Origin of the sequence: Heterorhizobium halophytocola (assembly GCF_017873095.1) — a bacterium.
Taxonomy (GTDB): Bacteria; Pseudomonadota; Alphaproteobacteria; order Rhizobiales; family Rhizobiaceae; genus Allorhizobium; species Allorhizobium halophytocola.
The window spans coordinates 396,210-420,659 of record NZ_JAGGJU010000001.1; the positions used below are offsets into that span (position 1 = coordinate 396,210).

A 24,450-nucleotide genomic window follows, 5' to 3' on the forward strand; every position below is an offset into this window, starting at 1 on the left:
TCTGATCATGAAAGTGCTGTCCGTCACCTCCGAACTCTACCCCCTGATCAAGACCGGGGGGCTCGCTGACGTGGCGGGCGCACTGCCGCTTGCCCTGCAACATCTGGGGGTGGAGACGAAAACGCTGCTGCCCGGCTATCCGACGGTCCTGGCAGCAGTCGGCAAGACCCGGAAACTGATGGATCTCGACCTGCTCGGCGAACAGGCAAGCCTGCTCGCCGTCAAGCATCACGGGCTCGACATCCTGCTATTGCATGCGCCGACGCTTTACGATCGTGCCGGCGGCCCCTATCTCGATACCGACAACAGGGACTATCCGGACAACTGGAAACGCTTTGCGGCCCTGTCGCTGGCGGGGGCACGGATTGCGGCGGGGCTTCTGCCGGATTGGCAGCCCGATCTGGTACATGGCCACGACTGGCAGGCGGCCTTGACGCCCGCCTATATGCGCTACGGCGAGGCACTCGAGATCCCGAACCTGATGACGATCCACAACATCGCCTTCCAGGGCGTATTCGGGTCGGAAATCTTCGGCGAACTCGGCCTGCCGTCCCATGCCTTCCATGAAGCCTTCGAATTCTACGGCCGGCTGAGTTTTCTGAAAGCCGGGCTGAACACCACCCATGCGATCACCACGGTCAGCCCGTCCTATGCCGAAGAGATCCTCTCATCCGAATTCGGCATGGGCCTCGATGGCGTCATCGCCAGCCGCGCCGGCGATCTCTACGGCATCGTCAACGGCATTGATGCGACCATTTGGGACCCCTCCAGCGATGTTCTGATTGCCGGCAACTACACGGGCTCATCGCTGAAGAAGCGGGTGAAAAACCGCGAGGCTCTGGTCTCCCGGTTCAACCTTGCCGATGACGGCGGGCCGATCTATTGCGTCGTCTCCCGCCTTACCTGGCAGAAGGGCATGGATGTCCTGGTCGGCATCATCGACCAGCTGGTTGCCGACGGTGCCATGCTGGTGGTTCTCGGATCGGGCGATGGACCGCTGGAAGGCGCTTTCCTGGATGCCGCCGCGCGCCACTCCGGCCGTGTTTCGGTAACGATCGGCTATGACGAGCCGCTGTCGCACCTGATCCAGGCCGGCTCCGATGCCATCCTGATCCCCTCGCGCTTCGAGCCCTGCGGCCTCACGCAACTCTATGGGCTGCGCTATGGCTGCGTGCCGGTGGTTGCCCGCACCGGCGGCCTGAAGGACACCGTGATCGACGCCAACGAAGCGGCCCTGGCCGCCAATGTGGCGACCGGCATTCATATCACGCCCATGTCGCAAGAGGGGCTTATTCAGGCATTACGACGCGCGAACCGGCTGTTTCACGCCGGCAAGCCCTGGAGCCAGATGCAGAAGAACGGCATGAAGTCCGACGTTTCGTGGGGACGCAGTGCCGCCAACTATCTGGACCTTTACGAACGTCTCCTTTTGAAAGGCCAATGACAGAATGACCAAGACCGTTGCGACCCGTCCCTATCTGGATCAGAAGCCCGGCACGTCCGGCCTGCGCAAGAAGGTGCCGGTTTTCCAGCAGGAGAACTATGCCGAGAACTTCATCCAGTCGATCTTCGACAGCCTCGACGGCTTCGAGGGCCAGACGCTGGTGATCGGCGGTGACGGTCGCTTCTACAACCGTGAGGTCGTGCAGATCGCCATCCGCATGGCCGCCGCCAACGGTTTCGGCAAGGTCATGGTCGGCCGCAGCGGCATCCTGTCGACGCCGGCCGCCTCGAACGTCATCCGCAAATACAAGGCCTTCGGCGGCATCATCCTGTCGGCCAGCCACAATCCCGGCGGCCCGACCGAGGATTTCGGCATCAAATACAATACCGGCAATGGCGGCCCGGCACCGGAAAAGATCACCGACGCGATCTTCGAGCGCACCAAGTCGATCGATGCCTACAAGACGCTGCAGACCGCCGATATCGACATCGACCAGATCGGCAGCTTCGACCTGGAGGGCATGGTGGTCGAGGTGATCGATCCGGTGGCCGACTACGCCGACCTGATGGAAGAGCTGTTCGACTTCAACAGCATCCGCAACATGTTCTCGCTCGGCTTCCGCATGGTGTTCGACGCGATGAGCGCGGTCACGGGTCCCTACGCCAAGGAAATCCTGGAAAATCGCCTGCGTGCGCCTTCCGGCACGGTGCGCAATGCCACCCCGCTTCCCGATTTCGGCGGCCACCATCCCGACCCGAACCTTGTCCATGCAAAAGACCTCTACGACCTGATGATGAGCGGCGACAATGCGCCCGATTTCGGCGCAGCCTCCGACGGTGACGGTGACCGTAATCTGATCATCGGCAAGGACATTTTCGTCACCCCGTCCGACAGCCTCGCCATCCTTGCCGCCAATGCCCATCTGGCGCCGGGCTATGCCGACGGCATTGCCGGCATAGCCCGCTCCATGCCGACGTCTGCCGCCGCCGACCGGGTCGCGGAAAAGCTCGGCATCGGCATGTATGAGACGCCGACCGGCTGGAAGTTCTTCGGCAACCTGCTCGATGCCGGCAAGGTGACGATCTGCGGCGAGGAATCCGCCGGTACCGGATCCAGCCATGTGCGCGAAAAGGACGGGCTCTGGGCCGTGCTGCTCTGGCTCAACATCCTGGCCTCGCGCGGCGACAGCGCCCGCGAGATCGTCCAGCAGCATTGGGCCACCTATGGCCGCAACTATTATTCGCGCCATGACTACGAGGGCGTCGACAGCGATGCGGCCAACGAATTGGTCGAGGCTCTGCGCGGCAAGCTCGACACCCTGCCCGGCACAAAGGTCGGCGATCTGACGGTCAGCGAGGCCGACGACTTTGCCTATCATGATCCGGTCGACGAATCGGTGAGCAAGCATCAGGGCATCCGCATCCTCTTCGACGGTGGCTCCCGCGTCGTCTTCCGCCTGTCCGGCACCGGCACGTCCGGCGCCACCTTGCGCGTCTATATCGAGCGCTACGAGCCCGATGCGGCCCGTCACAACATCGAGACGCAGGAGGCCCTGGCCGATCTGATCGCAGCCGCGGAAGAGCTAGCCGGCATCAAGAGCCGCACCGGGCGCGATGCGCCGACCGTGATCACCTAAGGCTTGAACGGCGTGGCAGGCGGCAAGACGCGCAACAAGCGGGCAGACGCCCCGCAATCGCCCCCACCGGGCGTGATCTTCCGTGTCTGGTCCGGCCATGCCGAACGCATCCATCTCTGTCTTTACGATCCGACCGGCGCGGTCGAGACGGATCGGCTGGAGATGCGCAACGAAGGCGATGGCCATTTCGAGCTTTCGGTGCCCGGCATTGCGCTGGGCACCCTTTACGGTTACCGCGCCCACGGCCCCTTCGTCCCGGACCAGAGCCTCTGGTTCGACCCGGCGAAACTGCTGCTCGACCCCTATGCGACCGAGATTGACCGGCCTTTCGTCTATGATCCGAGGCTCGGGCAATTCGGCGAGGATACGGCTGCGCTGATGCCGAAGGCCGTCGTGCGCCGGCATGAACAGGTCGAGCCCGCGCCACCGCGCTTCGCCCCGGGCGGCTTCGTCTACGAGATTGCGGTGAAGGGCTTCACCATGCGGCATCCGGATGTGCCGGAAGCCGAGCGTGGCACGATCGCGGCGCTCGCCCACCCCTCCGTGATCGCCCATCTCAAGCGCATCGGTGTCGATGCGGTGGAGCTGATGCCGATCACCGCCTGGATCGACGAGCGGCATCTGCCGCCGCTCGGTCTCAGCAATGCCTGGGGCTACAATCCCGTCGGCCTGATGACCATCGACCCCAGACTGGCGCCGGGTGGTGTGGCCGAACTGCGCGATACGGTCGCGGCGCTGCATGCGGCCGGCATCGGCGTGATCCTTGATCTCGTTTTCAACCATACCGGCGAAAGCGACCGGCACGGCGCCACGCTGTCGCTGCGCGGCCTCGACAACCTGTCCTGCTACGCCCACGAACCGGGACGGCCGGGTGATCTCGTCAACGTCACCGGCTGCGGCAATACGCTGGCCTGCGACCATCCCTTCGTCCGGCAGTTGATCCTCGACAGCCTTCGCCATTTCGCCCTCAACGCCGGCGTCGATGGCTTCCGCTTCGATCTCGGCCCGGTACTCGGCCGTGGCCCCGAGGGCTTCGATCCGAACGCCGAGACCCTCAGACAGATGATGGCTGACCCGGTGCTTGCCGATCGCATGCTGATTGCCGAACCCTGGGATATCGGCCATGGCGGCTACCAGCTCGGCAACTTTCCCGACGCCTTCCTCGAATGGAACGACCAGTCGCGCGATCGCATCAGGCGGTTCTGGCGCGGCGACGGACACATGACCGGTGACATGGCGACCGCGCTGGCCGGCGCTTCCGACGTTTTTGCCCGCGATGGTGCGCCGCGGACCCGCTCGGTCAACTTCATCGCCGCCCATGACGGCTTTTCGCTGATGGATCTGGTCTCTTACGAGCATAAGCACAACGAGGCGAACGGCGAGGACAACCGCGACGGCCACAATGACAACCTGTCGTGGAACAATGGCGCCGAAGGCGAGACCGCCGACGACGGGATCCTCACGCGGCGACGCCAGGATGTGATGGCGCTCCTCTCCACCCTCTTTGTCAGTCGCGGCACGATCATGCTGACGGCCGGCGACGAACTGGGCCGGACGCAGCATGGCAACAACAATGCCTATTGCCAGGACAACGAAAGCATCTGGATCGACTGGAGCACCGCCGACGAAGCGCTGATCGACCATACGGCACGACTCGCGCGTCTGCGAAAACGCTTCTCCGCGCTCGGCCAGACGACCTTCTTCACCGGTGACGGAAACGATGTCGCCTGGTTCTCTGCCGGCGGTGCCGCCATGACGGTTGGCGAATGGGAAGCGGCCGAGACGCCGGCGCTCCTCATGGTGCTTGCCACGCATGACACGCTTCACAGCTTCGACACCCGGATCACCATTGCCATCAACCGTCAGCGGCGCCCGCAGAGCGTCACTTTGCCGCCTGCGGACAAGGGCTGGCGGGCGCTTTCCTCCGACGAGACGACATCGACGGCGGAACTTGCACCACGCAGCATCGCGATATTTGTAGAATGCTGAGCATTTTTCACGCGGATCGTATCGACGCGCATGGCGGAGCCGAAAAATCCGCCCTATAACCCCTTGAGACTAATCGCTCTTGTGAGGGTTCATGATACGCGAGATTTCGCTGGCCGAGGTTGAAGGTCTGGTAGGTACGGAGGTCGGGGTGTCGGACTGGATGCTCGTCGACCAGCCGGTCATCGACGCATTTGCCGATGCCACCTCCGATCATCAATTCATTCATGTCGACCCGGTGCGCGCCGCAGCGGAATCGCCTTTCGGCGGTCCGATCGCCCACGGCTTCCTGACCTTGTCACTGCTATCGGCGATGAATTTCAGCGGGCTGCCGAAGATCCGCGAACAGACCATGGGTCTGAACTACGGCTTCGACAAGGTCCGCTTCGTCTCGCCGGTCAAGAGCGGCAAGCGCGTGCGTGGCCATTTCGTCCTTGCGGAAGCTCGCTTCCGCGGCGCCGGAATGTTGATGACGACCTATGACGTGACCGTTGAAATCGAAGAGGAAAAAAAGCCGGCGCTCACCGCGTCCTGGCTGACGATCGTGCAGTTCGACCCCAAGGATCGACCGCACGAAATGGCGTGATGCATCGCTGCCTTGCACAAATGTAACTTGACATTTGCACTGCAACAAATGATTTCAGCACCTAGAAATTGGCAGCCTCACGGCGCGTTCCGCGATCCCTTGTCTCGGCTAGATCGGCTGCCATCTGGCCGGAGTAACTCCCGCGCGATGCTAGAGTTTTAAGCATCGTTGCACGTCGCGACAGGCGCCTGGCGTCGTCGTCGATGCAGTACAATGGAGACCTAGTTGGTGCCTCAGTTTAAGAAATCCGCCTGGTGCTTGTCCGCACTCCTGCTCATCGCACCGCTTACGGTAGCCGCAGACGATCTGACGGCCGCCCACCAGGTGGCCACGGCCGACCCGGCCCTCGCAGCCGCATCGATGAAGGCCCATGACGGTCTGGACGATTTCCTCGCCAAGGAAGCAAACCCGCCGGCAGGCACGTCGAACTACGCGGTCAAGGTCGCACTGGCAGACGACCAGAACGGTGGCGTCACGGTCGGCGGCGAGCCGCGCAATGCGGAATATTTCTGGCTGATCGATGTCGAGCCGGAAGGCGACGGCTTCAGCGCCACGCTCGCCAACGAGCCGGAGGTTGTCCGCAATGTCCGTAACGGCCAGAAGATCAGCTTCAAGAAGGACGACATCTACGACTGGACTTACATGGACAACGGCAAGCTGGTCGGCAACTATTCCGCCTGCGCCATCCTGCTGTCGGGTCCGAAGGCCGAACTGAAGCAGTTCGAAGACCGCTTCAACACCAAGTGCTCTTCCTGATCCTGCGTCACCACATCCCATGAAAAAAGGCGGCTGCCCTTGCGGGCGCCGCCTTTTTTCTTGCCTGGAATCCGGCTGAATTCAGGCCGCGGCTTCTTCCGCCGCCTCGGCCAGAAGGCCGAAGGCATAGCCGGCAAACGAGCGCCAGCATTCGACCCGGAACGTGTCCTGGTCCATGCGATAGACGATCACCTCGATCTTGCCGAGGACCGTGCGGGACACGGCACCGACGGGAAACACCTTCAGCGAGAGGTCCTGCGGGCAGGCGCTGTTGAGCACCTCGGCTGCCTGCGGGCCTGAGACGATGATCGCCGTATTGCGATGCGAGACATCGACCGCCGAATGGACGGTTTCGCTGGCAGCGGCCGCCGCCATCAACCCCTCGCCCTTTTCGTCGATGACGAGCCATTCGTCCGGCCCGATCCAGAAGGCGAGCCGGCCCTTTGCCGCAGCCGAGGTCTTCGGTTTCACCGGCAGCTTGACGCCGAGCGATTTCGACAGGGCCGCAACATCCACTTCGGCGGCGCGCAGCACCAAACGCCCGGCAGGCTCGGCTGCGGTCAGGCGAACGCCGGAACCACCGCCACGAAGGCCCTGAAGCACAGGCTTGCGGATTGCTTGCATCAGATCAACCATTGATCCGGCTCCCTTCCTTGTCAAAGAACACCGTATCGGTGACCTCGACCGCGATGGTCTTGTCCTTCAGCGGCACGTAGAGTGTCTGGCCCATCCGAGCCCGGCCACCGGCAACCACGGCAAGCGCGATCGGCGCCCCCAGATTTTCCGACCAGTAGGACGAAGTAACATGCCCGAGCATGGTCATCGGTTTCGGCTGGTTCGGGTCGGCGACGATCTGCCCCCCCTCTTCCAGTACGGTCTTGCCATCCCGGGTCTTCAGGCCGACGAGCTGCTTGCGGCCCTCGCGCACTAGATCCGGCCGCTTCAGCCCGCGAATACCGACGAAATCGGTCTTCTTCTTTGAAACGGCCCAGCCATAGCCCGCATCGTCGGGTGTCAGCGTGCCGTCGGTGTCCTGGCCGACAATCAGGTAGCCCTTCTCGGCGCGCAGCACGTGCATCGTCTCGGTGCCGTAGAGGCAGGCGCCCAGCGCCTCGGCCCGCTTCCACACGGCCTCATAGACCGAAGCGCCGAAATCAGCCGGCACATTGATCTCGAACCCGACTTCCCCGGTGAACGACACCCGGAACAGGCGTGTCGGCACGCCGCAGAACGTGCCTTCAGCAACGCTCATATGCGGGAAGGCCTCGTTGGAAATATCGATACCCCCGACGAAGGGTTCGATGATCTCGCGCGCCTTCGGTCCCTGCACCGCGATCACCGCCCACTGTTCGGTGGTCGAGGTCAGCCAGACCTTGAGATCGGGAAACTCGGTCTGCAGATAGTCTTCCATGTGATTGAGCACGCGCGGCGCACCGCCGGTCGTGGTCGTCACATGGAACCGGTCCTCGGCAATGCGTCCGACAACACCGTCGTCGTAGACGAAGCCGTCGTCACGGGCCATGATGCCATAGCGGCATCTGCCGGGCTTCAGCGTGTCCCAGGCATTGGTGTACATCAGGTTCAGGAACTTCGCCGCATCCGGGCCGACGACCTCGATCTTGCCGAGCGTCGAGGCGTCGAAGATCCCGGCCGTTTCACGCACCGTCCGGCATTCGCGGTTGACCGCCTGATGCATGTCCTCGCCCGATTTCGGGAAATACCAGGCGCGCTTCCAGTTGCCGACATCTTCGAAGGCGGCAACATGGGCGACTTCCAGGTCGTGCATGGGCGTCTTGCGGGCCGGATCGAAGAAGTCGCCGCGCGAATGGCTGACCAGCGCACCGAAAGTCACCGGCGTATAGGGCGAACGGAAGGTGGTCAGGCCGACCTGCGGGATCTCCTTGCCGAGTGTCTCGGCGGCGATCGCCAGACCATGCATGTTCGATAGCTTGCCCTGGTCGGAGGCCATGCCGTTGGTGGTAAAACGCTTGATGTGCTCGATCGAGTGCATGCCTTCGCGCACCGCCAGCCGGATATCCTTGGCGCAGACGTCGTGCTGGAAGTCGATGAAGGCCTTGACCGCATCGTCGGGCCCGGCACCGTCTGCAGCACCGATCATGCCGCCGGTCCAGGGATGCGCATTGGTACCTTCGAGCGTGGTGACAGCCCCGCCTGTGGCCCCCGCCTTCTGCGCCATGGCGAGCCCGGCGTCACGGGCTTCGCCGAGAAGGGTCTGCAGGTCGTCGGTGCCGTTGCAGGCGCCGACGCTTACGCATTCCTGCACGTAGACGTCGGGCAGGAAGCGCTGGTTTTTCGCATCGAATTTCAGCTTGCCGCGCGACTGCGAAAACAGGTGGACGGAGGGCGTCCAGCCGGCCGATGTCAGCAGAGCATCGACCTCGATCGTGCGCGGCGAGCGGCTGCCGTTCGGCGCAACCTTGATTGCCTTGATCCGCAGGCGGCCCTTGGTATCGAGCACCGAGTAGCCGGACAGCACCTCGATGCCGAGGGCGCGGGCCTCGTTGAGCAGCCCTGCACCCGGCTGCGGACGGCAATCGACGATCACCGGCACGGAGATCCCGGCCCGCTTCAGGTCGAAGGCGGCCTCATAGGCAGCGTCGTGGGCGGTGTAGACGGCAACCTTGGCGCCGACGGCCACGCCGAAATGGTTGAGATAGGTGCGGCCGGCCGAGGCCATCAAGATGCCCGGGCGGTCATTGTTGGCGAACACCATGTGCCGCTCGATCGCGCCGGTGGCAAGTACCACCGTCTTGGCACGGACCTGCCACAACCGCTCGCGCGGTGCATGACGGCCGGGCTTGGCGACATGGTCGGTTACGCGTTCGACGAGGCCGAGGAAATTGTGGTTGTAGTAGCCAAAGGCCGTGGTGCGGGTCAGCACCGTGACATTGGGCATGGCGGCAAGCCGTGCTGCCGTTTCCTGCGCCCAGTCATAGCCGTTCGCGCCGTTGACGGTTGCACCGGTGTCGTGGTGGAAGGCACCGCCGACTTCCGGCTGCTCGTCGACCAGCATGACCTCGGCGCCGGCTTCCGCGGCGGCAAGGGCAGCAGCAAGACCGGCCGCTCCGCCGCCCACCACCATCACGTCGCAATGCGCATAGCGGTTGGCATAGTGGTCCGGATCGGCTTCGGTCGGCGCCACGCCGAGGCCGGCGGCGCGACGGATGAAGGGTTCGTAGAGGCCATGCCAGGCGGCCCGCGGCCACATGAAGGTCTTGTAGTAGAAGCCGGCGGCAAAGAACATCGAGAAGGTATCGTTGAGCGCGCCGATGTCGAAGGAGAGCGACGGCCAGCGGTTCTGCGAGCCGGTCTTCATGCCGTCGAAGACTTCCTGCACGGTCGCCCTGACGTTCGGCTGGCGACGGGCACTGTCACGCGACACGTCGAGCAGCGCGTTCGGCTCTTCCGGGCCGGCGGTCAGGATACCGCGTGGACGGTGATACTTGAACGAGCGGCCGGTCAGGTGAATGCCGTTGGCGATCAGCGCCGAGGCCACCGTGTCGCCTTCATAGGCGCTGTAGGTCTGGCCGTCGAAGGTGAAGCGCGCGGTGCGGGCGGGCGTCAGGCGGCCCTTGCCGGGGATGCGATTGGCAGCACTCATCTCTTCGCTCCCGTCTCGATACCAGATGCTGCGAGCAGTTCCGCATCGGGCATCGGCTCTCCGGCCTTGTAGGTGAAATGGATCTTGTCGCTGACCGTGTCACGCGCCGCGTTGAAGAAGCGGCCACAGCCATGGATATGCCGCCAGCGCTCGAAGATCAGGCCCTTCGGATTTTCCCGCAGGAAGAAGAAGTCGGCGAATTCCGCGTCGGAAATCTCGGCGATATTCGTCGGCCGCGCGATATGGGCCTCACCGGAGCCGCGGAATTCGAGCTCCGAGCGGTCTTCCTCGCAATAGGGGCATCTGATCTGGAACATGAGCTTAGTGTCCCTCCACTTTGGGAAAGTCGTCCGGCAGCGACGCCAGAAGGTGAAGCAGTGTGTCCGGTGCCTCGAGTTGCGGCATGTGGCCGACACCGGAGAGTGTAGAAAAGCCGGAACCCGGCAGTCTGGTAGCGAGCGTCCGGCCGCGATCGACCGGGATCCAGGGATCGTCCTCGCCCCAGATCACCGTCACGGGGCAGCGGATATCGCCAAAGCGGTCGGCGATCTCGTCGGTGTAGCGATCGTCGGCCTGGGCGAACTGGCTGTAGAAGCTTGCCTGCCCCTCCGCGCCCAGCCACGGGGCCACCAGGGCCGCAAGATCGTCACTGTCGAGATCATTCACCAGCGCGCCCTTGATATAGGCTTCGACGACCGCCGCATGGATGTGCGGCGGCAGCCCGGTGAAGGCATCCCGATGGCGACCGACATGGTCGAAAAAAGCCGATCCCCAGGGACTCAGCGCCACCACATTCATCAGCAGCAGGCTGTCGAAGTCGCAGCCATGCAGCAGATGTGCGCGAAGCGTCACCGCCCCTCCGAAGTCGTGGGCACATACCAGCGGCGAGGCCAATCCCCAGACCGACAGCATTTCGGCAAACACCGCACCCTGCACATCGAGCGAGGTCGGCTGGCCGGCGGTCTTGTCGGACCGGCCGTAGCCCGGCATGTCGAACCAGTGGACTTTGTAAAACGGGCTGAGTGCCGGGATTACCCGGTGCCAGGAAAAGGACGACCAGGGCCAGCCATGCGCCAGCACCAGCGGCTGGCCGTCACCGGCCGAGCCCCAGGCTACACTGCCCGCGGCAGTTTGCGCCCTGTTGTCCACATTCCAGCTCATCGGTCAGCCCGTATCCTCAGTGCGCGACGGCGGCAGCCGCCGCCTCGTCGATCAGCCGACCGGTGTTGAAGCGTTCCAGCGTCAGACCCTGGGCCAGCTTGTGCGGCTCGCCGCGGGCGATCAGGTGGGCAAAGAGATTGGCCGAACCCGGCGTCGCCTTGAACCCGCCCGTACCCCAGCCGGCATTGACGAACAGGTTCTGCACAGGCGTCACGCTCTGGATCGCCGAGCGGTCCGGCGTGTTGTCGGTGATCCCGCCCCACTGGCGCATCATCTTGACGCGGCGGAACATCGGGAACAGCTCGCAGATCGCATCCAGCGTGTGGGTAATGATCTGGATGCCGCCGGTCTGCGAATAGGAGGTGTACTGGTCGGTGCCGGCACCGATCACCAGTTCGCCCTTGTCGGACTGCGAGATATAGGCATGCACGGTGTTCGACATGACGACACAGGGGAAGATTGGCTTCATCGGCTCCGACACCAGCGCCTGTAGCGGATTGGAATGCAGCGGCAGCTTGACGCCGGCCATCTCCATGATCACCGAATTGTGGCCCGAGGCCGAGACCCCGACTTTGCGCGCACCGATATAGCCCTTGGTCGTGTCGACGCCCGTCACCTCGCCGTTCGGTCCGCGGCGGATCGCCTTGACCTCGCAGTTCTGGATGATGTGCACGCCGCGATCGGAGGCCGCGCGGGCATAGCCCCAGGCGACCGCGTCGTGGCGGGCCGTGCCGCCGCGGCGCTGCAGCGCAGCCCCGTTGACCGGATAGCGGGCGGACGCCGAGATATCCAGCGGCCGGCAGAAGTCCTTCGCCTGCTCGGGCGTCAGCCATTCATTGTCGATGCCATAGAGATTGTTGGCATTGATGTGCCGCTTCATCGACTGCTTGTCGTGGATATTGTGCGACAACATCATCACGCCGCGCGGCGAGTACATGACATTATAGTTGAGATCCTGGCTGAGGCCCTCCCAGAGCTTCAGCGAATGCTCGTAGATGTCCATGCTCTCTTCATAGAGATAGTTGGAGCGGATGATCGTGGTGTTGCGGCCGGTATTGCCGCCGCCGATCCAGCCCTTCTCGATCACCGCGACATTGGTGATGCCGTGTTCCTTGGCGAGATAATAGGCGGCCCCCAGGCCGTGCCCGCCACCCCCGATGATGATGACGTCATAGGACGACCGTGGCTCGGGCGATGCCCACTGCGCGCCCCAACCTTTGTGGGCTCGCAGTGCCTCGCGCGCGACGGCAAAAACCGAATATTTGCGCATTAGCCTGACAACTCCTCATGTTCCGGCACTTGGGTATGGTTTAAGCAGTCGCAAATCAAGCACTGCGGCGAAGTCTCTTTTGCGACGCATTTTGCGCCGTGTTTCGACACGCCCCGGATTTATGCCGCAGCCATGCATTTTTTCCCGCCACACGCACTGGCGCATATGGACTTTGCCGGGATGTTCTGCTATCCCGCGTGCCAAATCGCCTGGCCTCATGGCCTTGCGAGTGGAATCTCTGCTTTCCGCTGAACCGATCAAGTCTGCGGATACCAACTCGAACAAACCAAAGGAACGGGATTAAGACGTGCAGGTACTTGTCCGCGACAACAACGTTGATCAGGCGCTCCGCGCTCTCAAGAAGAAGATGCAGCGCGAAGGCATCTTCCGCGAAATGAAGATGCGCGACTATTATGAGAAGCCTTCTGAAAAGCGTGCACGCGAAAAGGCTGAGGCCGTTCGTCGGGTCCGCAAGCTGGCTCGCAAGCGCGCCCAGCGCGAAAGTGGCGTCGGCACGGTTGCCCGCGCACGTTAATTGCCGTCTTTTAGACGTTTTCCGATGATCAAAGGGCGGATGCGACTGTTCGCACCGCCCTTTTTCAATGCCTCAAGAGAGATATGCCACTTGGCCCCCAGTCACAGGACGGAGAGCGCGCATTCCATGGGTTTGAATATGCTGACCTCGTTGACCGAAGCCCGCCGCGCAGACACCACGCGCAGATACCCCCTCCCCTTGCTGGCAGCGGCACTGGCCGCCACCGTCGCCCTTGCCGGGTGCCAGTCGACCCAGAGCAACGACCTCATCCGCATCGACACCGCCCAGGGCTCCAAGGAGAACATCTCCTCGCTGACCGGCGTGATCGAGGCCAATCCGAGCGACCCTGAAGGCTATAACGTCCGCGGCTCGGCCTATGGCCGTGCAGGCGAGTTTTCCAGAGCGGTCGACGACTTCAATACCGCCTTGCAGCTGAACCCGCGCTTCTACCAGGCCTATGCCAACCGCGCGCTGGTCTACCGCAACATGGGCAAGCAGGTCGAAGCGGCCAACGACTACAATGCGGCGCTGAAGATCAATCCGAACTATGACGCCGCCTATATCGGCCGCGGTAATCTCTACCGCCAGGCCGGACGGACCGACGAGGCCTTCCGCGATTTCGACCGCGCGATCCAGCTCAACACGACGGACGGGCGCGCCTATCACAATCGCGGGCTGATCTATCAGCTGCGTGGCCAGCACGCCAAGGCGATCGAGGACTTCTCCAAGGCGATCTCGCTCGCACCCAGCTCGCCGGCGCCCTATAACGGCCGCGGCGTCTCGTATGTCGCGCTGAACCAGGACGACAACGCCTTCGCCGATTTCAACCACGCGATCGAACTCGATCCGAAGATTGCCGAATCCTGGGCCAACCAGGCGCTGATCTATGAGCGCCGGGGCGACAAGGCCAAGGCATCGAAGTCCTATCGCCACGCCCTCGGCCTCGACCCGAAATACGGCCCGGCGCAGCAGGGTCTGGCCCGCCTCGGCAGCTGAGCTCGCGGCAAAGCCTGTCGCTGAAAGACAAACGGCCCGCGCAAGCGGGCCGAACTGTATGGAGCCTATGGTGAAGCGGTTGGGCTCAGCGCAGCATGAAAACGCCGATCACCGAGAACACGATGAAGGCGGCGACGCCACCGATCGCTCCACCGGCCGTGAAAAAGCCCGCAGCCATGCCGATCATCAGAGCGACCAGAATGGCCGTGCCGTATTTGGCAGCGGCGATGAACTGGTTATAGGTGCGCTCATGCTCCGCATAGTCCATTTGCGCACCGGTTTCGACCGGACCCGTGTGATGTTCGCTCATGCCTGCTCTCCCCTAGACGCGGACGACTGATCTCGCCCTGGCCAACCTCCTGAAGACGCCGGTATTCCCAAGCGTCCCTTGCCTTCCCAGATACACAAATCGACGCCGTAGCGCAATTGTCCTCGCTATCACCAGCGCCGGACGAGACCGAAGCCGTCAGAGAGAATGACCGATCGCTCAGGCGACATGGATGCCGCGCACGCCGTACTTGCGGCGCGCCTGTTCCACCAGATCCGCGATCCTGTCGCCCTGTATCGGCGTCGAATAGACGAAACCCTGCACGAAATCGGCGCATTTGTGCTTGTTGACCAGAGCCAGCTGATCCTCAGTCTCTATGCCCTCGACGACGATTTCAAGGCCGAGCCGGCGCGTCAGCTGGACGATCCCCTGCAGCAATTGCAGCCGGCGCGGCTGGTTGGCGATGTCGAGCACGAAGGAGCGGTCGATCTTGACGACTTGTGCCGGCAGCCTGTCGAGGTAGCTGAGGCTGGAAAAGCCGGTGCCGAAATCGTCGATGGCAATGGTGAGGCCATCTTCCTGAAGCCGGTCGAGCACGGCACGGGCCGTCGCGATCTCCTCCATCAGGCTGGTTTCGGTGATCTCGACGTGCAGCCTGGAGGCCGAAAGCCCGCTCGATGCAAGCGCGTTGCGGATGACCTCGACGATCCGCTCGTCGCGCAGGTCCTGGCTGGACAGGTTGACCGAGACCGACACCGGCTCCGGCCATGTCATGCAATCGCGGCAGGCCTGCTCCATCACGACGCGGGTGACGTCGCTGATGATGCCGATCTCCTCGGCAATCGGAATGAAGATATTGGGCGCAATATGGCCCTTGACCGGGTGATGCCAGCGCGCCAGCGCCTCGCAACGATCGATCCGCGTGCCGTCGGCGGTATAGACAGGCTGGTAGACGATCGTCAGGGCACCCTCAGCCACGGCCTGACGCAGATCATCCTCCAGTCGCTGGCGCTCGACATAGCGGGCATCGATGTCGCAGGTGAACATGGTCAGGCTGTTGCCGCCCCGCGCCTTGGATTCAAACAGCGCCAGATCCAGCCGACGCCGCCATTCCTGCTGGAGCAGACGGTCATCGTCTTCCGCCCCGACAAGGCCGCCCGCGCTGAATTTGACCCGCACCATGCTGCCCGGCAGATCGTAGTCCTGGCCAAGCGCCACGCGCAGGTCTTCCATCCTCGCGGTCAGGCCGTCCGCTCCACCGGGATCGAGCAGGAAGACGACGAACTGGTCGCCGACCAGCCGCGCGACGGGTGCGGACGGCAGCACCGACTTCAATCGCCGGGCAATCGCAATCAGCAGCTCGTCGCCGGTCAGATGTCCCTTCAGATCGTTGACATGGCGGAAGCCATCGACATCGAGGAGCATCAGTCCGGCCGCAGCCTCTCCGTCCGGATCTCCCATCCGATCGCCGACAAGCTCGATGAAATGGTCCCGCAGCGGCAGACCCGTCAGACTGTCATAGCGCACCATGTCGAGCACCCGGCGCTCGGCCGTAATGCGTGCGGTGACATCCTCGAAGATCAGCACGACGCCGCCTTCCGGGCGCCGGTTTGCCGAAAACTCGAGAATCAGCTCGTCGGAAATGTGCATCTGCACCCGATCCTGCGCACCACCGCCGAGGCTGCGAATCTGATCCAGCAGCACGTGCGACAGCGGCTCGGGGCCGGCGGCGTCGCGCGCACCGAATTCGAGCGCGACTTCCAGCGCGCAGCCTTGCAGCCGGTTGCGGTCGCCAAGGCGCAGCAGATGGCAGGCCTTGCGGTTGATCACCTGGATCCGGCTGTCCGGGTCCAGCATGATCAGCCCATGGGTCATGTTGTTCAGGGCCGTGTCGAAGCTGTCGACCATCTTCTTCATCTGGCGCGAAGCGATGACGTTTTCCGCCAGGAAGTCCCGCGCCGCCGCGGCCATCAACCGCGTGGTCAGAATGAAGGGCAGAAGCAGCAGGGACAGAAGGATCATATAGAGGTCACCGCTGCCCAGGGCGCCGACGATGATGGGCAGACAGCAGGCGAGGCATTGCAGGTCGACGGCGCGCTCAGAGCCGTAATTGCGCCCGACGATCGAGACCATAGATGCGAGCGTGACGGAGATGCAGGCCAGCTCGACGAAACTGTCGGCATAACCATAGACCGCATAGCCGCAGCCGATGCCGAGCGTCGCCGCGGTCAACGTGGCCCCGACGAGATAGCGACGCTCCCAGCGCCATGCATCGGCAGCAGTCGAGGCGGGTTTGTCGGCTCGACCGAAGCGCAGAAACACCTGCGCCCGGTAGAGGAAGATCGCCAGGATGGCGAAGCAGAGCGCGATGAAGAAGGGATCGGCGGTCTTGTGAAAGACGACCAGGTACACAAAGACATGCACCAGAACGCCGGTCAGCAGCGTCGCCCGGTTCGCAAACAGCGAACCCACAAGCGACTGGCGAACCTCCGGCGGCAATGCGTGATCGCTCCAGACCTTCATTGGTAGCCTCCCTGGGCCTGGAAAACGGAGAAGCGAACGAAACACATGCACAGGCGAAGTTAGTCCAGACTGAAATATAGCGCGGTTTAAAAGAACATCTGCAAGCAAAAGTGGAATATCCCTGCACCAGATCAACTGGGCAAGCAAAGGAAAGCTGGCGGGATCGTTAACCGGAGCCTAATCTCCAGGTTGCACTGCGCGCGACCGCACGCAAGCACTTGCTTTGCCATCACGAGCGACAGCTGCGCGCGAAAATCTGCTCAGGTGACTAATCGCTGCAGTGCATCCTCCAAAACCCCTTAAAACCCGTATGTCTGGCGGTTGCGCGGGGCACATCCATGTTCTATTGAGCGACGGGAAAAGGGAGAGCGCTCATGCGACTGTTGTTAATGGTGAGCCGGGTGATCGACACGATCAACGGCACGATCGGCAGATCGGTATCCTGGCTTCTGCTGGCGGCCGTTCTGGTCAGCGCCGGCAATGCGATCGTGCGCAAGATGTTCGACATCTCCTCCAACGCCTGGCTCGAACTGCAGTGGTATCTCTACGGCACGGTCTTCATGCTGGCTGCCGCCTATGCCCTGCTCCAGAACGAGCATATCCGCATCGACGTCGTCTCCGCCCACTGGTCCAAGCGCACCCGCGACTGGATCGACCTTGTCCTGCACATCATCTTCCTGGTGCCCTTCGCCTTCCTGATGGTCTGGCTCGCCTGGCCCTGGTTCTGGCTGTCCTTCCGCAGCGGCGAAATGTCGACCAATGCAGGGGGGCTGATCATCTGGCCGGCCAAGGCCATGGTGCTGATCGGCTTCATCCTGCTCTCCGCCCAGGCGATTTCCGAAATCATCAAGCGCGCCGCCATCATCGCCGGCCGCATCGAGGATCCGGAAGGCAACCAGCCGCACGCTTCGGTCGAGAAGGAACTCGTCTGACATGATCGACTTCATCGCCCACAACCTCGCCCCGATCATGTTCATCTCGGTGATGGCCATGCTGCTGCTCGGCTATCCCGTGGCCTTCACGCTGGCAGCCGGCGGTCTCATCTACTTCGCCGTCGGCGTCGAACTCTCGTCTATATCGCCGCAGATCAAGCTGTTCTGGCCGCTCCTGCAGTCCCACCCGGAACGCATCTACGGCGTGATGTACAACGACACGCTGCTGGCGATCCCGTTCTTCACCTTCATGGGATTGATTCTCGAGCGCTCCCGCATGGCCGAAGACTTGCTCGACACGATCGGCCAGCTGTTCGGTCCCGTGCGCGGCGGTCTCGCCTATGCGGTCATCCTCGTCGGCGCCCTGCTGGGCGCCACGACCGGCGTCGTCGCGGCCTCGGTGATCGCCATGGGCCTGATTTCCATGCCGATCATGCTGCGCTACGGCTATAACCGCCCGCTGGTTGCCGGCACCATCGCGGCTTCGGGCACGCTTGCCCAGATCGTGCCGCCCTCGCTTGTCCTGATCGTCATGGCCGACCAGCTGGGACGCTCGGTCGGCGACATGTATGTCGGCGCGCTCTACCCTGCCCTGCTGATCGTCGCCCTCTACTGCGCCTATATCTTCGCCATTTCGCTGGTCCGCCCGCAATGGACACCGGCCTTGCCGGCCGAAGCCCGCACGCTCGGCGGGGGGGTCACCTCGCTGCTGGTGATGCTGGTGCTCTCGCTCGTGCTGTATTTCGCCAGCTTCCACCTGCTGTTTGCCAGTATCGCATCGCCCGAATGGCGCCTGGTGGCGGCCCTCTGCTTCGCCGTGCTGATCGTCTATGTCGTCGCCATTGCCAACAAGGCGTTCGGCTGGTCGCTGATCTCGCGCCTCACCCAGCAGGTGATCATCGTCCTGATCCCGCCGCTGGCGCTGATCTTCCTCGTGCTGGGCACCATCTTCCTCGGCATCGCGACGCCGACTGAAGGCGGCGCCATGGGCGCCTCCGGTGCCCTGCTGATGGCGCTGGCGAAGCGGCGGCTGAACCTCGAGACGGTCAAGCACGCACTCGATTCCACCACGCGGCTATCCGCCTTCGTCATGATGATCCTGATCGGTTCGCGCGTCTTCGGCCTGACCTTCTACGGCATCAACGGCAATGTCTGGATCGAGGACCTGCTGTCGAACCTGCCGGGCCAGGAATACGGCTTCCTGGCGATTGTCACCATCGTCGTCTTCATTCTCGGCTGCTTCCTCGACTTCTTCGAGATCGCCTTCATCATGGTACCGCTGCTGGCGCCGGTGGCGGAAAAACTCGGCATCGATCTGATCTGGTTCGGCGTCATCCTCGGCATCAACCTGCAGACCTCGTTCCTCACCCCGCCCTTCGGCTTCTCGCTGTTCTACCTGCGCTCGACGACGCCGAGCGAGACATGGAAGGACGCGGTGACCGGAAAGATGATGGAGGGCGTACGCACCTCGCAGATCTACAAGGGCGTACTGCCCTATATCATCATCCAGGCGATCGTGATCGTCATCGTCATCGTCTTCCCGAGCCTGGTGACCCGCTACAAGGCCAACGACCCGGTCTTCGATCCGGCAGACGTGCAGATCAATGTTCCGGGCTTCGGCAGCGGCAATGGCCTGTCCCTGCCGCCGCTCGGCAGCGATGGCGCCAATCAGGACAATGGCGGCGGCAATGGTGCCGGTGCGCCGGCTAGCCCGTCGCTCGGCCTGCCGCCACTCGACTTCGGCGGTGCCGGCGGCGGCAATGCGGCCCCGGCCGGCCAGCCTGCCCCGTCCTTCGGCCTGCCGCCGCTGAAGCTCGACGGCCCCGCGTCGGCTCCGGATGCCGCAACGACGCCGACAGTCCCGCCGGATGCCCCGAAGGCAGCCCCCGACCTGTCGCAGCCGCCGTCGTTCAACTGAGCGACCGCGGCCGGCAGCCGCCACGACATCCGCAGCAGAATGGAAAAAGCCCCGGAGCATCGGCTCCGGGGCTTTCATCGTTCAGGTCAAATGATCGTCCAGTGCGTCAGATCTTGCCAGCGCGCTGCTGGATCATCATGAAGGTGTCATAGGTGTATTCACCGATCTGGGCCCAGAGATAGGCGTCCTTCTTGAACGCCAGCTGGTCGTCGTAGACCTTCTTGAAGCTCGCATTCTGCGACGACATTTCGGCATAGATGCCCATGGCCGCGTCGTAGCAGGCGCTCATGATTTCTTGGCTGAACGGACGCAGGACCGTGCCCTGGCCGACGAGTTCGCGCAGGGAACCGGGGTTCTTGGCGTCGTATTTCGCCATCATGTTGGTGTTGGCAAAGGCGCAGGCATCGGTCAGCGCGTCCTGATAGTGCTTCGGCAGCGCCTTGTATTTCTCCTGGTTGAAGAAGGCGTGAACCACCGGACCACCTTCCCACCAGCCGGGATAGTAGTAGTATTTGGCGACCTTGTTGAAGCCGAGCTTGGCGTCGTCATAAGGACCGACGAATTCGGCCGCGTCGATCGTGCCTTTCTCCAGCGCCGGATAGATGTCGCCGCCCGCCAGCTGCTGCGGCACGACGCCGACCTTTTCCATGACTTTGCCGGCGAGGCCGGCGATGCGCATCTTCAGGCCCTTGAGATCATCGACCGTGTTGATCTCGCGGCGGAACCAGCCGCCCATCTGCACGCCGGTATTGCCGGCCGGCAGCGCATAGAGGCCCTGCGTGCCGTAAAACTCGTTCATCAGCGTATTGCCGTTGCCCTGGTAGAACCAGGCATTCTGCATGCGCGCATTGAGACCGAAGGGAATGGCCGTGCCGATCGCATAGGTCGGATCCTTGCCCCAGAAATAGTAGGAGCAGGTATGGGCGGCCTCGACGGTGCCGGCGGCAACCGCGTCGACGGCCTGGAGGCCGGGCACGATCTCGCCTGCGGCAAAGACCTGGATGTTGAAATTGCCGTCCGTTGCAGCCTTCAAATGCTCGGCGACATCTTCAGCGCCGCCATAGATGGTGTCGAGCGATTTGGGGAATGACGAGGTCAGGCGCCAGGTGATCTTGGGGCTTTCCTGCGCGATGGCTGGTGCTGCCAGCACGGTCGATGCCGCGGCACCCGCACCCGCCACCCCTGCTTTTCTGATAAACGAACGACGATCCATGAATATCCTCCCTCATGATCTGACACTGCCGATGGCTCCTCCCGTCGGCGAGATGCAGCGAGCTAACCATGTTGCCTCAAGGCTTTCAAGCGGGCGAGCGTGGTGCATTAGACAAAAGACCAATAATATTGAGGGATAATATCGGGCAAGGACTGCGGCGCGAGATCGCGCTGCAGCACGCGACCGGCCAGCGCCCTGCGGATAGCCGTTGACTTGATCCGCGGCTTGGCCGCAAAAAGGGGCAAAATCCCGACTGGAGCCCCACTCGAAATGCCCAAGCCGATCATTGCCGTGCCTGCCGATGTCCGCGAACTCGACGGAACCCTCTGGCACGCCGCCCAGCATCAATATCTGAATGCAGCCCTGGTCGCCGCGGATTGCATGAGCGTCATCATTCCGGCCTTCGAGAGCGGCAATGATGCCGACGCGCTGCTCGACAGGGTCGATGGCCTGCTGGTCAGCGGATCCGCTTCCAACGTCCATCCCTCGCTCTACGGCGAGACCTCCGACGAGGGCCGCGACGGCCCCTTCGATCCCGGCCGGGATGCCACCAGTCTCGAACTCATCCGCCGCGCCCTCGCCCGCGGCATTCCCGTGCTCGCCATCTGTCGCGGCATCCAGGAGCTGAACGTCGCGCTCGGCGGCACGCTCGCCCGCGAGATCCAGGAGCAGGAGGGCAAGTGGGATCACCGCAAGCCTGATACGCAGAGCCGTGACGACGCCTTCGCCATCCGCCAGGAGGTGGTGATCGCCGAGGGCTCCTGCATCGCCCGCTATCTCGGCGCCGGCCGCGTTGCCGTCAATTCGCTGCATCGCCAGGCGATCGGCGCGGTTGCCCCCGGTCTTGCGGTCGAAGCGGTCGCAGACGACGGCACCGTCGAAGCCGTCTCCGTCATCGGTGCCAAGGGCTTTGCCGTCGGCGTGCAGTGGCATCCGGAATACTGGGCCGAGACCGACCAACCCTCCCGCAAACTGTTCGAAGCCTTCGGCGAGGCAGCGCGCGCGTATGCCGAGGGCAGAACCTAGGCTCGGATCATGTTGGATCCCAGCCAGTCGAGAACATTCAGCGGATCGCGATCCGGCGGGAAAACCGGATAGAACACCGCCGAGACGGTGCCGTCCTTGACGATCATCGTCAGGCGTTTCAACAGGGTCTGGCCGCCCGCCGCAAAGCTTGGAAGTTGCAGGGCGCGGGCAAAGGACAGGTCACGATCCGACAGCAGCGGGTAAGGCAGATGCAGTCTCTCGACCGCTTCCCTCTGCCAGTCGCCGTCCTGGACCGAGACGCCGAAGAGATGGTCGGCACCGGCCGCCTTCAACTCGGCGAAGTGGTCGCGGAACGCGCAGGACTGCGGCGTGCATCCGCGCGCGCCGGCAATCATCTCCCACCCCCGCGGCTGGTCGACACCGGGCTGAGCCGTCATAGGATAGACGTAGACGACGCTGAGACCGGCGAGCGTGGAGAGGTCTACCCTGTCTCCCGAAGTCGATGGCAGGGTCACCGAAGGCAACCGCATGCCGGCGAGATGACGCGCGGCCCCGTCATCCGTCGGCACCGGAAGCGCGGACCAGTCGACCACCCCGCTCATGGTGTTATTTCACCGGCGTTTCGGCAACCGGGGTCACCGGCTTGCCCTTGTCGAACCAGGACATGAGATTGTCCGCCACCAGGTCGGCCATGGCGTTGCGGGTCGGCACCGAGGCCGAGGCGACATGCGGCAACAGGGTCGCATTGGCAAGCGGCATCAACCCCTTCGAGACATGCGGCTCGTCGTAGAAGACGTCGAGACCGGCAGCCGCGATCGTGCCCTTTTCCAGGGCGGCGATCAGGGCGTCCTCGTCGACCGACCAGCCGCGGCCGACATTGATCAGCACGCCGTTGTCGCCAAGCGCCGCGAGGATTTCGGCATCGATCACCTTGTGGGTCTCGTCGGTCTTCGGCACGATGCAGATCAGGGTATCGACGCTTTGCGCCAGCTCCTTCAAGGAGCCGACATAGGTATAGGACACATCCTTCTTGGAGCGGGTGTGATAGCTGATCTTGACCTTGAACGGTTCCAGCCGCCTGGCGATTTCCTGTCCGATCCGCCCGAGCCCGTAAAGACCGACATGGCGATCCTTCAGCGACAGCGGCGACAGCGCAAACGGGCCCTCGCTCTCCCATTTTCCGTCGCGCAGCCAGGTCTCGGCGGCGTAGAAGCGGCGCACCGTGTTCAACAGCAGCGCGATCGTGGTGTCGGCGACCTCGTCATTCAGCACATCCGGCGTATTGGTAACGACGATGCCGCGTTTCGCTGCGGCGGCGACATCGACCCCGTCATAACCGACGCCGAAATTGGCGATGACCTCCAGGTTCGGCAGCGCTGCCATCAGCGTTTCCGAGACCGCACCGGCCACCGCGATGGCGCGCACGGTCGCCGCCTGTTCATCGCTCAAGGCCGGATCGTCGCCGACCGGTACCTGCAACACATCGAACTGGCCCTGCAGGCGCTCGAGAACGCGCGGATGGATCTTCCCTGGAACGAGAACGGTCGGCTTGGTGTCGGTCACGGTGATTGCCTTTAGCGGTTGAGCGGCTCGGTCGACTGACGGATCCGCATTTCGGGCTTGATCAGATGGATACCATCGGGATCGTGATTGCCCGCCAGCTTATCCAGAAGCGCGCGCGCTGCAAGCCTACCGACCTCTGTCTGGCCGTTGGCGACCGTCGTCAGTGAAGGCGTCGCGATCGAGGCCTCTTCCAGATCGTCATAGCCGGTGACCGAAATGTCGTGGCCGGGCACCAGCCCGGCGCGGGCAATGCCGTTCATCAGGCCGATCGCCACGAGATCGTTCCAGCAGACGGCGGCCGTCGGCTTCTGGGCAAGCGAGAGGAAGTTCACCGCCGCCTCGAACCCGCCCTGCTTGGTGCGCGGCCCCTGGATCCGCAGGTCCGGATCGACCTCGATGCCGGCCTTGCGCAGCGCGTTCACATATCCCTGGTAGCGATCGCGTCCCGTCGAGGTCTGGTCGGTGCCGCCGATAAAGGCAATGGCGCGATGGCCCAGGCCGATGAGATGATTGGTGGCAAGCGAGATGCCATAGGCATCGTCGCCGCGATAGGTCGGCAGGTCGAGACCTTCCATCGATCGGGCCACCAGAATGGCCGGCATGCCGTTCTGCTCGGCCAGCATCACGTCCTCGTCCGGCGTGCCGATGGCCGGCGACATGATCACGCCGTCGCCGCCGAGCTGCAGCAGGGTCTCGATGAAATTGCGTTGTTTTTCGACCGAATCGTAATGGTTGGACAGGATGAAGGTATGCCGGCTGCGGTCGAGTTCGCTCTCGATTGCCTTCAGGATCTCGCCGTAGAACGGGTTCATGATGTCGTGGACCACGACGCCGATGATGCCGGAGCGCGAAGTTCGCAAGGATGCGGCGCGGCGATTGTAGATATAGCCGAGCGTGCGGGCCTGTTCCTTGATCCGCTCGCGGGTATCGACGGCCACCAGCGGGCTGTCGCGCAGGGCCAGCGATATCGTCGCCGTCGACAGTCCGAGCGATTCCGCGATGGTGGAAAGCTTGATCTTCTGCGCCACATGTCCTCCCTGCCGGGCCCTCACCC

General features: G+C 63.3%; 21 protein-coding genes. 10 read left to right on the forward strand and 11 right to left on the reverse strand.

Annotated features, from left to right (window positions below; genetic code table 11):
• Positions 1–7 precede the first annotated feature (7 nt).
• The 5 genes from glgA (at position 8) to J2Z17_RS01905 (ending at position 6,408) form a co-directional block, all read left to right on the forward strand.
• Complete coding sequence (gene glgA / locus J2Z17_RS01885) at positions 8–1,444, forward strand: glycogen synthase GlgA (RefSeq protein WP_209941703.1); 1,437 nt, start codon at positions 8–10, stop codon at positions 1,442–1,444.
• 4 nt (positions 1,445–1,448) lie between these two features.
• A complete protein-coding gene (locus J2Z17_RS01890; protein ID WP_209941705.1) occupies positions 1,449–3,080 on the forward strand; it encodes an alpha-D-glucose phosphate-specific phosphoglucomutase in 1,632 nt (543 codons plus the stop codon).
• Positions 3,081–3,092: 12 nt separating this feature from the next.
• Positions 3,093–5,069, forward strand: a complete 1,977-nt coding sequence (gene glgX / locus J2Z17_RS01895) for a glycogen debranching protein GlgX (RefSeq protein ID WP_377299949.1) — start codon at positions 3,093–3,095, stop codon at positions 5,067–5,069.
• Between the two features lie 91 nt (positions 5,070–5,160).
• Positions 5,161–5,652 (forward strand): MaoC family dehydratase, encoded by a 492-nt coding sequence (locus J2Z17_RS01900; protein ID WP_245223802.1) that lies wholly within the window; start codon positions 5,161–5,163, stop codon positions 5,650–5,652.
• A 258-nt stretch (positions 5,653–5,910) separates the two neighbouring features.
• Positions 5,911–6,408: a DUF2314 domain-containing protein gene (locus tag J2Z17_RS01905; RefSeq protein WP_209941707.1), complete on the forward strand. Its 498-nt coding sequence runs from the start codon at positions 5,911–5,913 to the stop codon at positions 6,406–6,408.
• Positions 6,409–6,489: 81 nt separating this feature from the next.
• On the opposite strand, the gene J2Z17_RS01910 is transcribed toward J2Z17_RS01905, so the two are convergent.
• The 5 genes from J2Z17_RS01910 to J2Z17_RS01930 are packed head-to-tail and all read right to left on the reverse strand — an operon-like array spanning position 6,490 to position 12,461.
• Entirely contained in the window at positions 6,490–7,044 is a 555-nt protein-coding gene (locus tag J2Z17_RS01910; RefSeq protein WP_209941708.1) for a sarcosine oxidase subunit gamma, read from the reverse strand.
• On the reverse strand, positions 7,037–10,030 hold the full coding sequence (locus J2Z17_RS01915) for a sarcosine oxidase subunit alpha (protein ID WP_209941710.1): 2,994 nt from the start codon (positions 10,028–10,030) through the stop codon (positions 7,037–7,039). Before J2Z17_RS01915 ends, J2Z17_RS01910 begins: the two co-directional genes overlap by 8 nt.
• Positions 10,027–10,347 (reverse strand): sarcosine oxidase subunit delta, encoded by a 321-nt coding sequence (locus J2Z17_RS01920; RefSeq protein WP_209941712.1) that lies wholly within the window; start codon positions 10,345–10,347, stop codon positions 10,027–10,029. Before J2Z17_RS01920 ends, J2Z17_RS01915 begins: the two co-directional genes overlap by 4 nt.
• A 4-nt stretch (positions 10,348–10,351) precedes the next feature.
• The gene (locus tag J2Z17_RS01925; protein ID WP_209941715.1) at positions 10,352–11,191 is read right to left on the reverse strand and encodes an alpha/beta fold hydrolase; all 840 of its coding nucleotides are present in this window, start codon (positions 11,189–11,191) and stop codon (positions 10,352–10,354) included.
• A gap of 16 nt (positions 11,192–11,207) precedes the next feature.
• Positions 11,208–12,461 carry a sarcosine oxidase subunit beta family protein gene (locus tag J2Z17_RS01930; RefSeq protein WP_209941716.1) on the reverse strand — a complete coding sequence of 418 codons (1,254 nt, stop codon included), beginning with the start codon at positions 12,459–12,461 and terminating at the stop codon, positions 11,208–11,210.
• Positions 12,462–12,768: 307 nt separating this feature from the next.
• On the opposite strand from J2Z17_RS01930, the gene rpsU reads away from it, so the two are divergent.
• Together rpsU and J2Z17_RS01940 are read left to right on the forward strand one after the other, a co-directional pair.
• Entirely contained in the window at positions 12,769–12,996 is a 228-nt protein-coding gene (gene rpsU / locus J2Z17_RS01935; RefSeq protein WP_209941718.1) for a 30S ribosomal protein S21, read from the forward strand.
• Positions 12,997–13,134: 138 nt separating this feature from the next.
• The gene (locus tag J2Z17_RS01940; RefSeq protein WP_209942201.1) at positions 13,135–13,992 is read left to right on the forward strand and encodes a tetratricopeptide repeat protein; all 858 of its coding nucleotides are present in this window, start codon (positions 13,135–13,137) and stop codon (positions 13,990–13,992) included.
• Between the two features lie 85 nt (positions 13,993–14,077).
• Here J2Z17_RS01940 and J2Z17_RS01945 read toward each other — a convergent pair whose 3' ends face one another.
• Both J2Z17_RS01945 and J2Z17_RS01950 read right to left on the reverse strand, forming a co-directional pair.
• Positions 14,078–14,302 (reverse strand): aa3-type cytochrome c oxidase subunit IV, encoded by a 225-nt coding sequence (locus tag J2Z17_RS01945; RefSeq protein WP_209941720.1) that lies wholly within the window; start codon positions 14,300–14,302, stop codon positions 14,078–14,080.
• Between the two features lie 177 nt (positions 14,303–14,479).
• Complete coding sequence (locus J2Z17_RS01950) at positions 14,480–16,783, reverse strand: putative bifunctional diguanylate cyclase/phosphodiesterase (protein WP_209941722.1); 2,304 nt, start codon at positions 16,781–16,783, stop codon at positions 14,480–14,482.
• A 374-nt stretch (positions 16,784–17,157) separates the two neighbouring features.
• On the opposite strand from J2Z17_RS01950, the gene J2Z17_RS01955 reads away from it, so the two are divergent.
• The gene (locus tag J2Z17_RS01955) at positions 17,158–17,715 is read left to right on the forward strand and encodes a TRAP transporter small permease subunit (protein ID WP_209941724.1); all 558 of its coding nucleotides are present in this window, start codon (positions 17,158–17,160) and stop codon (positions 17,713–17,715) included.
• 1 nt (position 17,716) lies between these two features.
• Positions 17,717–19,633 (forward strand): TRAP transporter large permease, encoded by a 1,917-nt coding sequence (locus J2Z17_RS01960; protein WP_209941727.1) that lies wholly within the window; start codon positions 17,717–17,719, stop codon positions 19,631–19,633.
• A gap of 106 nt (positions 19,634–19,739) precedes the next feature.
• On the opposite strand, the gene J2Z17_RS01965 is transcribed toward J2Z17_RS01960, so the two are convergent.
• A complete protein-coding gene (locus tag J2Z17_RS01965; protein WP_209941728.1) occupies positions 19,740–20,846 on the reverse strand; it encodes a TRAP transporter substrate-binding protein in 1,107 nt (368 codons plus the stop codon).
• Positions 20,847–21,116: 270 nt separating this feature from the next.
• Between J2Z17_RS01965 and J2Z17_RS01970 the strand changes: the two genes are divergently transcribed.
• A complete protein-coding gene (locus J2Z17_RS01970; protein WP_209941729.1) occupies positions 21,117–21,872 on the forward strand; it encodes a gamma-glutamyl-gamma-aminobutyrate hydrolase family protein in 756 nt (251 codons plus the stop codon).
• Here J2Z17_RS01970 and J2Z17_RS01975 read toward each other — a convergent pair.
• Genes J2Z17_RS01975 through J2Z17_RS01985 form a run of 3 tightly spaced genes read right to left on the reverse strand, consistent with a single transcriptional unit; the run spans position 21,869 to position 24,424 of the window.
• Complete coding sequence (locus tag J2Z17_RS01975; protein WP_209941730.1) at positions 21,869–22,435, reverse strand: peroxiredoxin; 567 nt, start codon at positions 22,433–22,435, stop codon at positions 21,869–21,871. The genes J2Z17_RS01970 and J2Z17_RS01975 overlap by 4 nt on opposite strands.
• A 4-nt stretch (positions 22,436–22,439) precedes the next feature.
• Positions 22,440–23,396, reverse strand: coding sequence for a 2-hydroxyacid dehydrogenase (locus J2Z17_RS01980; RefSeq protein WP_209941731.1), 957 nt, complete (start codon positions 23,394–23,396; stop codon positions 22,440–22,442).
• An 11-nt stretch (positions 23,397–23,407) separates the two neighbouring features.
• Positions 23,408–24,424, reverse strand: coding sequence for a LacI family DNA-binding transcriptional regulator (locus J2Z17_RS01985; RefSeq protein ID WP_209941732.1), 1,017 nt, complete (start codon positions 24,422–24,424; stop codon positions 23,408–23,410).
• Positions 24,425–24,450 lie beyond the last annotated feature (26 nt).